The organism is Helicobacter pylori (assembly GCF_900120335.1).
Taxonomy (GTDB): Bacteria; Campylobacterota; Campylobacteria; order Campylobacterales; family Helicobacteraceae; genus Helicobacter; species Helicobacter pylori_BU.
Map to the genome: position 1 here is coordinate 282,142 of NZ_LT635477.1, position 12,861 is coordinate 295,002.

Genomic DNA, 12,861 nt, shown 5'->3' on the forward strand with positions numbered 1-12,861 from the left:
ATGGCTAAAATCACAACCGTGATTGATATAGGCTCTAATTCAGTGCGTTTGGCTGTCTTTAAAAAGACAAGCCAGTTTGGGTTTTACTTGCTTTTTGAGACTAAGTCTAAGGTTAGGATTTCTGAGGGCTGTTATGCGTTTAATGGAATCTTGCAAGAAATCCCCATGCAAAGAGCCGTTAAAGCCTTGAGCGAATTTAAAGAAATCGCCCTCAAATACAAAAGCAAAAAAATCCTGTGCGTAGCGACCTCAGCGGTGCGCGATGCCCCTAATCGGTTAGAGTTTGTAGCGAGGGTGAAAAAGGCTTGCGGTTTGCAAATCAAAATCATTGATGGGCAAAAAGAAGCGCTCTATGGCGGGATTGCGTGCGCGAATTTGTTGCATAAAAATTCAGGGATCACGATAGACATTGGAGGGGGTAGCACCGAGTGTGCGTTGATTGAAAAAGGCAAGATTAAGGACTTAATCTCGCTTGATGTCGGCACGATCCGCATTAAAGAAATGTTTTTGGATAAAGACTTAGATGTCAAATTGGCTAAAGCCTTTATCCAAAAAGAGGTCTCTAAATTACCCTTTAAGCATAAAAACGCCTTTGGGGTGGGGGGGACAATTAGGGCGTTGAGTAAGATACTCATGAAACGCTTTGATTACCCCATAGATTCTTTGCATGGCTATGAAATAGATGTGCATAAAAATTTAGCGTTCATTGAAAAAATCGTCATGCTCAAAGAAGACAAATTACGGCTTTTAGGGGTGAATGAAGAGCGTTTGGATAGCATCAGGAGCGGGGCGTTGATTTTATCAGTCGTTTTGGAGCATTTAAAAACTTCCTTGATGATCACTAGTGGGGTAGGGGTGAGAGAAGGCGTGTTTTTGAGCGATTTATTGCGCCACCATTACCATAAATTCCCCCCAATATCAACCCCTCTCTCATCTCTCTAAAAGATCGCTTTTTGCCCCATGAAAAGCACAGCCAAAAGGTCAAAAAAGAATGCGTGAAATTGTTTGAAGCCTTATCGCCTTTGCATAAAATAGATGAAAAATACCTTTTCCATTTAAAGATTGCGGGGGAATTAGCGAGCATGGGTAAGATTTTAAGCGTCTATTTAGCCCACAAGCACAGCGCGTATTTCATTTTAAACGCTTTGAGTTATGGCTTTAGCCACCAGGATAGAGCGATCATTTGCTTATTAGCGCAATTCAGCCATAAAAAAATCCCTAAAGACAACGCTATCGCCCACATGAGCGCGATGATGCCAAGCCTTTTAACCTTACAATGGCTGAGTTTTATCCTTTCTTTAGCCGAAAATTTGTGCCTGACAGACAGCCATCATTTAAAATACACGCTAGAAAAAAACAAGCTTGTGATCCATTCTAATGATGCGCTTTACTTGGCTAAAGAAATGCTCCCCAAACTCATTAAGCCCATTCCTTTGACGATAGAGTTTGCTTGAAAATAGCGATTGTCAGGCTTTCAGCACTTGGGGATATTATCGTGAGCGCGGTGTTTTTAGCGGCCATTAAAGAGCGTTTCACTGACGCTCAAATAGAATGGTTCGTGGATGAAAGATTTGGCGCGATTTTAGAGCATTCCCCTTATATTGATAAATTACACCCTATCGCTTTAAAAAGCGCGCTTACAACCTTTAACCCTTTGAAGATTTTCAAACTTTTTAAAAATTTAAGGGCTTATGAATACGATATAATCATTGACATGCAAGGCTTGATCAAATCCGCCCTCATCACTCAAACGTTAAAAGCCCCTAAAAAAGTCGGCTTTGATTACGCTTCGGCTAGAGAAGGTTTGAGCGCGTTTTTTTACTCGCAAAAAGTCTCTATTGCTTATGATGAGCCTATTTTAAAGCGCAATTCCACGCTCCTTTCTCAAGCCCTAAACTTGCCAGAAAAAGAAATTTCAGAGGGTTTAAGCTCTAGGGCTAAAGCGTTTTCTTACCAGCCTTCTCCAAAAATCAATGCGTTAAATTTGAATCAAAATAAACCAAAAATCCTTTTTGTTTTAGAAACTTCTAAAATCAATAAAACTTACCCCACAGAGCGTTTTAAAGAGTTGGCGTTAATGTTAGAAAATTTTCAAATTTGCTTGTTATGGCATGCTAATGAAGAGAAAGCCACCACGCTTTATCACGCTTTAAAACACCAGCGCGATGTGTTATTGCTCCCTAAACTCACTTTAAACGAGGTTAAGGCGTTGCTCTTTAAAATGGATGTGATTATTGGGGGCGATACGGGTATCACGCATTTAGCATGGGCGTTGCAAAAACCTAGCATCACCCTTTATGGCAACACGCCCATGGAGCGTTTTAAATTAGAAAGCCCGATCAATGTTTCGCTCACCGGTAATTCAAACGCCAGCTATCATAAAAAGGATTTTTCTATCCAAAACATAGAGCCTAAAAAAATCAAAGAATGCGTTTTAAATATTTTAAAGGAAAAAGAATGACTTATAAAGAACGACTCATACACGAAAAAATATTAAATAAAGACGACAAGGGTTTTAAAACAGAACTGCGTATTTTGAGCGTTTTTATCGTGGAATTTTTGGTGAATATTCTAGGGTTTATGTTGGCTAAAATGCCTCATTTTTGGTTTTTAAGGTGCATTAAAGCTTTAGCATGGCTCATGAAAACCTTTGATAGGCGCCGTTATTTTGACGCTAAAGCCAATTTGGATTTTGTGTTTGGGGATTCTAAAAGCGAAGAAGAGAAAAAAAGGATCATTAAAAAGGGGTATGAAAATTTTGCTTTCATCATTTTAGAAACCATTAGAGTGATCTTTATCCCTAAGGCTGAATACGACGCTCGTTTCACGCTCATCAATGAAGAAAACGTGTGGAAGTCTTTAAACAAGGAAGGCCAAGCGATCACTTTATGCATGCATTTTGGCTATTGGGAAGCGGTAGGCACGACTTTGGCGCAATATTATAAGGATTATGGTAGGGGGTGTTTGGGGCGTTTGACTAAATTTGCCCCCATCAATCACATGATCATGAGCAGGCGAGAGGCGTTTGGGGTGCGTTTTGTCAATAAAATAGGGGCGATGAAAGAACTCATTAAAATATATAATCAAGGCAATGGCCTGGTGGGGATTTTAGTGGATCAAAATGTCGTGCCTAAAGACGGGGTGGTGGTGAAATTCTTTAATAGAGACGCTACGCACACCACGATCGCTTCTATTTTGTCGCGCCGTTACAATATAGACATTCAGCCGGTATTCATTGATTTTAACGATGATTATTCGCATTACACAGCGACTTATTACCCAAGTATCCGCTCTCAAATCACCGATAACGCTGAAAACGATATTTTAGAATGCACGCAAGCCCAAGCGAGCTTGTGCGAAGAGGTGATTAGAAACCACCCGGAAAGTTATTTTTGGTTCCACAGGCGTTTTAAAAGCACCCACCCTGAAATTTATCAAAGATAGGGTTTTGTTATCCTTGAATGGATACTCAAAACCTTACATTTTTTCAAAAAATAGGGTTTTTAAATTTAATTTTTATAGTAAAAACTCACTTCCTTAAGGGGATAGGGGGTATTTTGAAATAATTCCCCCTACAACCCCCCTTAAATAACCCCCTAACCCAAGAATACCGCTTTTTTTAAAAAGTTATCGCTTACTCACGCAAGCTCTTTGTCATTGATTGTAAAAAAATGCTTTTTAGTATTTTTTACATTTTACCACTCAATGAGAGCGAGAGTGGTATTTTTTTAAAAACTCTTTTTTAAAACTCAAAAACCGTTTTTCTAAAATGGCTTTTCTGGCGTTTTTAACCAGCTCTAAATAAAAATGCAGATTGTGCAAGCTGGCTAAACGGGCGTAAGTGAGTTCTTTAGCCCTAAAGAGATGGTGCAAATAGGCTTTAGAGTAGCGTTTGCAAGCATAACAAGCGCAATTTTCTTCAATAGGCGTATCATCCAATTTATAGGGCACGTTTTTGATAGAAATTTTTCCAGAATGCGTGAAAAGGGTGGCGTTTCTGGCGTTTCTGGTGGGCATCACACAATCAAACATGTCCACCCCTAAACTGATAGCGTCTAAAATATTTTCAGGCGTGCCTACGCCCATTAGGTAGCGAGGCTTGTCTTTAGGGAGCAAAGGGGCGGTGTGCGCGATCGTTTCTAGCATTTTATCTACACTTTCCCCCACCGCTAAACCGCCTATAGCATAACCATCAAAACCACCATGCGTTAATTCTACGCTAAGGCTTCGCATTTTCAAATGCGTGCCGCCCTGAATAATGGCAAAAAGGTTGTTGTTGGGGCGGTTTTTTTCTTTGTGGTATTCTAGGCTAAGATTCGCCCATTTAGCGCTTCTTTTAATGGATTCTTCAAGGCGCTTTAGTGGAGCGGGCAAGCCCACTAAATCGTCTAAAACCATCATAATATCGCTATTTAAAGAATATTGAATGTCCAAAACTTTAGCGGGCGTGAATAGATGCTTGCTCCCATCAATATGGGATTTAAAAATAATCCCGTCTTCTTGCAATTTGACGTTATCGCTCAAACTAAAAGCTTGAAACCCCCCGCTATCGGTTAAAAAACTCCCATAAAATTGAGCGAAACGATGCAAGCCCCCTAATTGTTCAACCACTTTCTCGCCCGGTCGTAAATACATGTGATAAGTGTTGGCTAAAATGAGTTTAGCGCCTAAAATTTCTTGCATATCCATAGCGTCTAAAGATTTGATGCAACCTTGCGTGCCTACGGGCATGAAAACGGGTGTCTCTACTTGAGAATGAGCTAAATTCAAAACGCCAGCTCGCGCGTTATCATCAACAGCTTGGAGTTGGAAATCCATCGTTTAAGCCTTAATCTTGGATATAATGGCGTAATCATTTTTTAGGAAGTTTGGAATTGAAGAAAATCGCCCTTATTTTAGATGGCATTGTAGCAAAAAATTTTTTAGACTTGGTGCTAAGGCATTATTCTAATCATAATTTTTATATAGTGGTTGTCAAAGATGAGAGCCTTATCCCTAAAAATTACCCGAGCACTTTCGCTTTTCATTGTTTTGATGCGACTTCCAGTTTTAGGCTTTTGCAAGTGTTAAACGATGAGGTGAGCGATGCGTTTTTAATCATACAAGATTTTAAAGAGCAACGCATCATCCATAAAATCATTCAAACCCATTTCAAACGCATGCGCGTGGTTTTGAGCGTGAAAAGAGATAGCGAAAAAACTTTAGAAAACAATGAAGAAAATAAAGATGAAAAGCTTATTTTGATTGATGAATTTGAAGTTTTAGCCAATAAATTCATTTCTCGTTTGCCTAATATCCCTAGCACCCCTAGAGAGTTTGGGTTAGGCAAGGGCGAGATCATGGAGATTGATGTGCCTTTTGGGAGCATTTTTGCTTACAGGCATATTGGCTCTATCAGGCAAAAAGAATACAGGATTGTAGGGCTTTATCGCAACGATGTTTTGTTGCTCTCCACTAAATCTTTAGTCATCCAACCACGAGACATTCTCTTAGTGGCAGGCAATCCGGAAATTTTAAACGCGGTGTATCATCAAGTCAAAAGCAATGTGGGGCAGTTCCCAGCCCCCTTTGGTAAGAGCATTTATTTATACATTGATATGCGCTTACAAAGCCGAAAAGCGATGATGCGCGATGTGTATCAAGCCTTGTTTTTGCACAAGCATTTAAAGAGCTACAAGCTCTACATTCAGGTTTTACACCCCACTAGCCCTAAGTTTTATCATAAATTTTTATCGCTAGAAACCGAAAGCATTGAAGTGAATTTTGATTTTTATGGGAAAAGTTTTATCCAAAAACTCCATGAAGACCACCAAAAAAAAATGGGTTTGATTGTGGTAGGCAGAGAGCTTTTTTTCTTCAAAAAACACCGAAGAGCCTTGCATAAAACAGCCACCCCGGTTTATAAAACCAACACTTCTGGCTTGTCTAAAACCACTCAAAGCATTGTGGTTTTGAATGAAAGTTTAAGTATTAATGAAGACATGTCTTCAGTGATTTTTGATGTGTCTATGCAAATGGATTTGGGCTTGTTGCTCTATGATTTTGACCCTAACAAGCGCTATAAAAACGAGATTGTCAATCATTACGAAAATTTAGCCAACACCTTTAACCGCAAGATTGAGATTTTTCAAACCGATATTAAAAATCCTATCATGTATCTCAATTCTTTAAGAAATCCCATTTTGCATTTCATGCCTTTTGAAGAGTGCATCACGCAAACGCGCTATTTGTGGTTTTTATCCACTAAAGTGGAAAAATTAGCGTTTTTAAACGATGATCACCCTCAAATTTTTATCCCTGTAGCGGAGTGAAAGAATGCAAGAAATTGTAATCCCTTTAAAAGGAAAAAGCTATAAAGTGTTTTTGGGGGAACTGCCTGAAATAAAATTGAAACAAAAAGCGCTCATTATTAGCGATAGCATCGTATCCGGGTTGCATTTATCGTATTTATTAGAGCGCTTGAAAGCCTTAGAAGTCAGAGTGTGCGTGATAGAATCTGGGGAAAAATACAAAAATTTCCATTCATTAGAGCGCATTTTAAACAACGCCTTTGAAATGCAATTGAACCGCCATTCTTTAATGATAGCCCTTGGTGGGGGAGTCATAAGCGATATGGTGGGGTTTGCGAGCAGTATTTATTTTAGGGGGATTGATTTTATTAATATCCCTACGACTTTACTCGCTCAAGTGGATGCGAGCGTGGGAGGGAAAACAGGGATTAACACGCCTTATGGCAAGAATTTAATCGGATCGTTCCACCAGCCTAAAGCGGTTTATATTGATTTAGCTTTTTTAAAAACCCTTGAAAAAAGGGAATTTCAAGCAGGGGTTGCTGAAATCATTAAAATGGCGGTGTGTTTTGATAAAAACTTGGTAGAAAGATTGGAAACAAAGGATTTAAAAGATTGTTTAGAAGAAGTAATCTTTCAAAGCGTCAGTATCAAAGCTCAAGTCGTTACACAAGATGAAAAAGAGCGAAACATCAGGGCTGGGTTGAACTATGGGCATACCTTTGGGCATGCGATAGAAAATGAGACCAATTATGAGCGATTTTTGCATGGCGAAGCGATCGCTATTGGCATGCGCATGGCTAATGATTTAGCCCTTTCTTTAGGCATGCTCACTCTAAAAGAATACGAACGCATAGAAAATTTATTGAAAAAATTTGATCTGGTATTCAATTACCAAATCACTGATATTCAAAAATTTTACGAACGCTTGTTTTTAGACAAAAAAAGCGAGAACCAAACCCTAAAATTCATTTTGCCTAAAGGCGTTGGAGCGTTTGAAGTTGCCTCTCACATCCCTAAAGAAACGATTTTAAAGGTGTTAGAAAAATGGCATTAAGGGTATTATTATTCTTTTGTTTTTTGTTTTTGCAAGCAGAGGATAAGAGTCAAGAATTATCATCTATACAAAAACAAATGGCTTTGGTGGATAAAAAACTCGCCAAAGACGATAACGTGTGGTTGAAAAAATTTGAAAACTATAAGATCTACAACCAAATTTATACCGAAAAAGAGAGCGTGAGACAGGAATTAAGGCGCTTAAAAAACAAAAAAAGCAAGGATTTATTAAAGATTAGCACCTTAGAGCATACCCTAAAGGCTTTAGAATCCCAACAAAAAATGTTTGAAAGCTATGGGGTCAATCCTTTTAAGGATTTGATAGAGCGCCCCAATATCCCTAATATCCCTAATATTGCTAACCCTATTGCGATCATTGATGGCATTTCTTTCATTAAGAGCATGCGTTTAAAGCATGAAAGTCTTAAAAATAACCAGACTGCTTTAGAAGAAGTTTTAAAGCTTTTAGATCAAAAACACCAGCTTTTAAATCAGTGGCATGCTTTGGATAAAAACGCGAAACTAAGCGATGAGATTTATCAAACTCAAGCCAAACGCTTAGAATTGCAAGGGGCTCAAAACATTTTAAAAACCACGATCGGGATTTTCCAAAAAGACAGCGATGAAGCTATAAGCATTGTTAAATCTCAAGTTAAAAACCAGCTTTTTAAACTGGTTTATGTGTTTTTAGCGGCCCTTTTGAGCGTGGTGTTTGCGTGGATTTTAAAAATCATTTCCAGCAAATACATTGAAAATAATGAGCGCGTCTATACCGTGAATAAAGCCATTAACTTCGTGAATGTGAGCGTGATCGTTTTAATCTTTCTTTTTTCTTATTTGGAAAACGTTACTTACTTGGTAACGGTTTTAGGCTTTGCGAGTGCGGGTTTAGCGATTGCGATGAAAGATTTGTTCATGAGCTTGCTTGGGTGGTTTATCATTTTGATTGGGGGGAGCGTGCATGTGGGCGATAGGGTGCGTATCGCTAAGGGGACGGATATTTTTATTGGCGATGTGTTGGATATTTCTATGTTGCACATTACGATTTTAGAAGACGTAACCTTTACCACTTACACGAATAACAGGAGAGCGGGCCGAATTATCTTTGTGCCTAACAATTACATTTTCACCACCATGTTCGCTAATTACAGCCATTTTGGGATGAAAACGGTTTGGGATGGCGTGGATTTTTGCGTTACATTTGATTCTGATTTTAAAAAAGCGTCTAAAATTGCGCTCAATATTGCTACGGAATTGTCTAAAGAATACACGGATATTACCTATAAACAGCTCAATAAAATGCGCGACCGGTATTCTTTAAGGAGTTTGAGCGTGAAACCACGATGCTTTTTGATGCCTGAAAGTAACGGGATAAAAATCTCGGTGTGGTATCAAACCAATTCGTATGCCACCATGTCTTTAAGGAGCAAGATTGTGGCTGAAATTGTTGAAGCCTTTTTGAAAGAAGAAAATATCCATATCGCTTATACCACTAGCAAGCTGCTTAAAGTGGATGCTGATTTTTTAGGCGATGGTTTTGGGAATAAAAGGGAACAAAAATGAAAAAAGTCTATTTTAAAACTTTTGGGTGCAGGACGAATCTTTTTGACACGCAAGTGATGGGTGAGAATTTAAAGGATTTTAGCGCGACCTTAGAAGAACAAGAAGCCGATATTATTGTAATCAATTCTTGCACCGTAACCAATGGGGCCGATAGCGCGGTAAGGAGTTACGCTAAAAAAATGGCGCGATTAAATAAAGAAGTGCTATTTACTGGCTGCGGGGTAAAGACTCAAGGCAAAGAGCTTTTTGAAAAAGGGTTTTTAAAGGGCGTTTTTGGGCATGACAATAAAGAAAAGATTAACGCGCTTTTACAAGAAAAAAAGCGTTTTTTTATAGATGATAATTTAGAAAACAAACATTTAGACACCACGATGGTGAGCGAGTTTGTGGGAAAAACCAGGGCGTTTATCAAGATCCAAGAAGGCTGTGATTTTGATTGCAATTATTGCATTATCCCAAGCGTGAGAGGGAGGGCTAGGAGCTTTGAAGAGAGGAAAATTTTAGAGCAAGTGGGCCTTTTATGCTCTAAAGGGGTTCAAGAAGTGGTTTTAACCGGCACTAACGTGGGGAGCTATGGGAAAGATAAAGAAAGCAATATCGCAAGGTTGATTAAAAAATTAAGCCAGATTACCGGATTGAAACGCATCAGGATTGGGAGTTTAGAGCCTAATCAAATCAACGATGAATTTTTAGAGCTTTTAGAAGAGGATTTTTTGGAAAAACATTTGCATATCGCTTTACAGCACAGCCATGATTTCATGCTAGAGAGAATGAATCGAAGAAACCGCACTAAAAGCGATAGGGAATTATTAGAGATAATCGCTTCTAAAAATTTTGCTATCGGCACGGATTTTATTGTGGGGCATCCGGGCGAGAGCGAAAGCATTTTTGAAAAGGCGTTTAAAAATTTAGAAAGCTTGCCTTTAACGCACATCCACCCTTTTATTTACAGCAAACGAAAAGACACCCCCTCTAGTTTGATGACTGATAGCGTGAGTTTAGAAGTTTCTAAAAAGCGTTTGAATGCGATCAAAGATTTGATTTTTCATAAAAATAAGGCGTTCAGGCAATTGCAACTCAAGCTCAACACGCCCCTAAAAGCCTTAGTGGAAGCGCAAAAAGACGGTGAATTTAAAGCCTTAGATCAATTTTTCAACCCCATTAAAATCAAAAGCGATAAGCCTTTAAGGGCTAGTTTTTTAGAAATCAAAGAGTATGAAATTAAGGAGAGGGAAAACCATGCCGTTTTCTAAATTTTTAGAAAACCTCACCGCTCCCTTTAAACGCATCAAAAACCGCTCGCTTGTTTTGGCGTTAGGGTTTTTGATCCTTACTTTTTGCTTGTTGCTTTTTTTAATCTTAAGCGATGTTTCTAGGCTCATATCCAGTAAGGATTTTTTTTATGTGATCCAGTCTCACCCTAAACAAACTCTAATTGAAGATGAAAATTATTTTTATGCTAACAAGGGTCTTTATAAAACCAACAAAGAAGCCTTTTTAAGGGTTTATAAAATCCCAGAGAGCATGCCCATAGAAAAACGAGAAAGTTTAAACAAGGTTTCTAAAATCTTTTTAGCGTTGCTTTTTTTCATTTCTAGCATGCTTTTTGGGATCTTTTGGCGCTTGCCCAAACGATTGGACACTAAAATGAGTTTAGAAAGCGCGCACAAAAACGAATTAGAAAATGCATTCCAACGATACGATGCGCTAGGGGTGCGTTTTGAAGACATTGCAGGGGTGAATGAAGTCAAAGAAGAATTACTAGAAGTGATAGATTATTTAAAAAACCCTAAAAAATACCAGGATTTAGGGATTTTCCTCCCTAAAGGGGTGCTTTTAATTGGGCCTCCTGGAGTGGGCAAAACCATGATCGCTAAAGCCTTAGCGAGTGAAGCCAGAGTGCCGTTTTTTTATGAAAGCGGGAGCGCGTTTTCTCAAATTTATGTAGGGGCTGGGGCTAAAAAAGTGCATGAACTTTTCATGCACGCTAAAAGGCATGCCCCCTCTATTATTTTCATTGATGAAATTGACGCCTTGGGTAAGGCTAGGGGAGGGCATAGGAGCGATGAAAGAGAGGCCACGCTCAACCAGCTTTTAACCGAAATGGATGGGTTTTTACAAAACGATGAGGTGGTGGTGATAGGAGCGACCAACCAAATGGAAGTGATGGATGAAGCGCTATTAAGGAGCAAGCGTTTTGATCGGCGCATTTTCATTTCTTTACCGGATTTACTAGAAAGGCAGAGTATTTTAGAAAAGCTTTTAGAAAACAAAAAACACGCGCTAGATTGTCTTAAGATCGCTAAAATTTGCGTGGGTTTTAGCGGGGCGATGTTAGCGACTTTGATCAATGAAAGCGCTTTAAACGCCCTCAAACACCAACGAAACGAAATCACTCATGGCGATATTTTGGAAGTGAAAGACAAGATCGCTTACGGCAAGAAAAAGCCCCAAACCTTAGACGAAAACCAAAAGGAATTAGTCGCTTTGTATCAAAGCGCGAAAGCCTTAAGCGCGTATTGGCTAGAAATTGAATTTGATAAAGCACCTTTATTGGGGGAATTTATCGCTTTTAATGAAAATAAAATCCATAGCGAAAGCGAGATTAAAAATTACATTAAAGTGTATTTGAGCGGGACGATTATTTTAGAATTGCTTTATAAGGAGCGTTATAGTCTGTCTAAACAAGATTTGCAAAAAGCGAAATTTTTGAATGAATTTATGGCTAGCGAGCTTCTTTTAGCCCCCACAAAAGAGTCTTTAAGCGTTCTTTATGAAGAGCAACTGGAGTTTTTAAAGCCGCAAATTGCAGCTTGTAAGCGGTTGAGCGCTCTACTATTGGAGCAAGAATGTTTAGAGCATGCAAACTTCTATGATTTGTTGAACGGGTGAAAATGCGTTTTTTTAGTGGTTTTGGGTTTGTTAATGAAAGCGTTTTGTTTGAAGAGTGGCTTTTAAAAGGGGCTTATGATGTGTCAGGCTTTTCTATGGGGGCGATTAAGGCGATAGAATACGCCTATAATGAAGTCTTGCAACAACGGCGCATCCATTCCTTATTGTTGTTTTCGCCGTGCATGCTAGCGCATAAGAGTTTGGCGTTCAAACGCTTACAACTTTTCTCGTTTCAAAAAGATCCAAAGGGCTACATGAATAACTTTTATAAGGAAGTGGGCTTAAACGCCCAATTGGAGCGTTTTAAAAAAGAGGGTTCTTTAGAAGAATTGGAATTTTTATTGGATTACAAGTATAGTGACTCTATAATTAGATTTTTATTGGAAAAGGGCGTGAAGATTGAAGTGTTTATCGGTTTAAAAGATAGAATCACTGACATTCAAGCCCTTTTAGAATTTTTTATGCCCTTAGTTCAAGTGTGGCAGTTTAAAGACTATAACCATTTGTTGCAAAAATCTTAAAAAAGGTGGAAGATGAAAAAATTTAGTTTGGGGGTGTATTTGCTTCTTTTAGGCATTTTAGGTGGCTCTTTGATCACTTTAGGGATGATGGTCGCACCCATTGTTTTCAAAGCCCCAAGCATTTTGCCTGAATTTAATTTGACTTTGTTTGAGAGCGGGAAACTCATGTCGCAAATCATTGTTCGTTTCAATTTCTTTTTAGGCGCGATCGGTTTTGTGGTGTTACTTTATGAAATCATTTCGTTTATCTACTCTAAAAGATCGTTAGTGTATTTGATTCTTGGCGTGGCAATAGGGGCGTTGTGTTTGCTCTTTGTTTTTTATTACACGCCTTATATTTTAAACGCTCAAAAAGTGGGCGAAGTTGCGCTTCAAAGCGCTGAATTTGCCCGCTCGCACGCTCAAAGCGAATGGCTGTTTAAGGAATTGCTTGTGTTGGTGTGCGCTTTGTTTTTCTTGCGTTTGTTCGGGAAAAATACGCTTTAGTCCCTTTGATTTAATCAAATGAGAGAGTTTTTGGCTACCATCTAGGAAATGAG

Annotated in this window: 10 protein-coding genes and 1 pseudogene; 10 read left to right on the plus strand and 1 reads right to left on the minus strand. The window is 38.8% G+C overall.

Going from position 1 to position 12,861, the window contains the following annotated elements:
• From CS889_RS01435 to CS889_RS01445, 3 genes and pseudogenes are all read left to right on the plus strand, one after another.
• A pseudogene (locus tag CS889_RS01435) lies at positions 1-1,454 on the plus strand (Ppx/GppA family phosphatase).
• Positions 1,451-2,461 (plus strand): lipopolysaccharide heptosyltransferase I, encoded by a 1,011-nt coding sequence (gene waaC, locus CS889_RS01440; protein ID WP_089086616.1) that lies wholly within the window; start codon positions 1,451-1,453, stop codon positions 2,459-2,461. Before CS889_RS01435 ends, waaC begins: the two are co-directional and overlap by 4 nt.
• Complete coding sequence (locus tag CS889_RS01445; protein ID WP_089086617.1) at positions 2,458-3,444, plus strand: lipid A biosynthesis lauroyl acyltransferase; 987 nt, start codon at positions 2,458-2,460, stop codon at positions 3,442-3,444. Before waaC ends, CS889_RS01445 begins: the two co-directional genes overlap by 4 nt.
• A gap of 258 nt (positions 3,445-3,702) precedes the next feature.
• Here CS889_RS01445 and tgt read toward each other — a convergent pair whose 3' ends face one another.
• Positions 3,703-4,818: a tRNA guanosine(34) transglycosylase Tgt gene (gene tgt, locus CS889_RS01450; RefSeq protein WP_089086618.1), complete on the minus strand. Its 1,116-nt coding sequence runs from the start codon at positions 4,816-4,818 to the stop codon at positions 3,703-3,705.
• 56 nt (positions 4,819-4,874) lie between these two features.
• On the opposite strand from tgt, the gene CS889_RS01455 reads away from it, so the two are divergent.
• From CS889_RS01455 to CS889_RS01485, 7 genes are read left to right on the plus strand one after another with little or no spacing between them, the layout of a single operon-like run.
• Positions 4,875-6,311 (plus strand): COG3400 family protein, encoded by a 1,437-nt coding sequence (locus CS889_RS01455; RefSeq protein WP_025453910.1) that lies wholly within the window; start codon positions 4,875-4,877, stop codon positions 6,309-6,311.
• Positions 6,312-6,315: 4 nt separating this feature from the next.
• Positions 6,316-7,347, plus strand: coding sequence for a 3-dehydroquinate synthase (gene aroB / locus CS889_RS01460; RefSeq protein ID WP_089086619.1), 1,032 nt, complete (start codon positions 6,316-6,318; stop codon positions 7,345-7,347).
• Complete coding sequence (locus CS889_RS01465; RefSeq protein WP_001218226.1) at positions 7,338-8,909, plus strand: mechanosensitive ion channel family protein; 1,572 nt, start codon at positions 7,338-7,340, stop codon at positions 8,907-8,909. The genes aroB and CS889_RS01465 overlap by 10 nt, the downstream gene beginning before the upstream one ends.
• On the plus strand, positions 8,906-10,162 hold the full coding sequence (mtaB, locus tag CS889_RS01470; RefSeq protein WP_089086620.1) for a tRNA (N(6)-L-threonylcarbamoyladenosine(37)-C(2))-methylthiotransferase MtaB: 1,257 nt from the start codon (positions 8,906-8,908) through the stop codon (positions 10,160-10,162). Before CS889_RS01465 ends, mtaB begins: the two co-directional genes overlap by 4 nt.
• Positions 10,149-11,801, plus strand: a complete 1,653-nt coding sequence (locus tag CS889_RS01475) for an AAA family ATPase (RefSeq protein ID WP_089086621.1) — start codon at positions 10,149-10,151, stop codon at positions 11,799-11,801. The genes mtaB and CS889_RS01475 overlap by 14 nt, the downstream gene beginning before the upstream one ends.
• A 2-nt stretch (positions 11,802-11,803) precedes the next feature.
• Positions 11,804-12,322, plus strand: coding sequence for a pimelyl-ACP methyl ester esterase BioV (bioV, locus tag CS889_RS01480; RefSeq protein WP_089086622.1), 519 nt, complete (start codon positions 11,804-11,806; stop codon positions 12,320-12,322).
• 12 nt (positions 12,323-12,334) lie between these two features.
• Complete coding sequence (locus CS889_RS01485) at positions 12,335-12,808, plus strand: DUF4149 domain-containing protein (RefSeq protein ID WP_089086623.1); 474 nt, start codon at positions 12,335-12,337, stop codon at positions 12,806-12,808.
• The last annotated feature ends 53 nt before the right edge of the window (positions 12,809-12,861 follow it).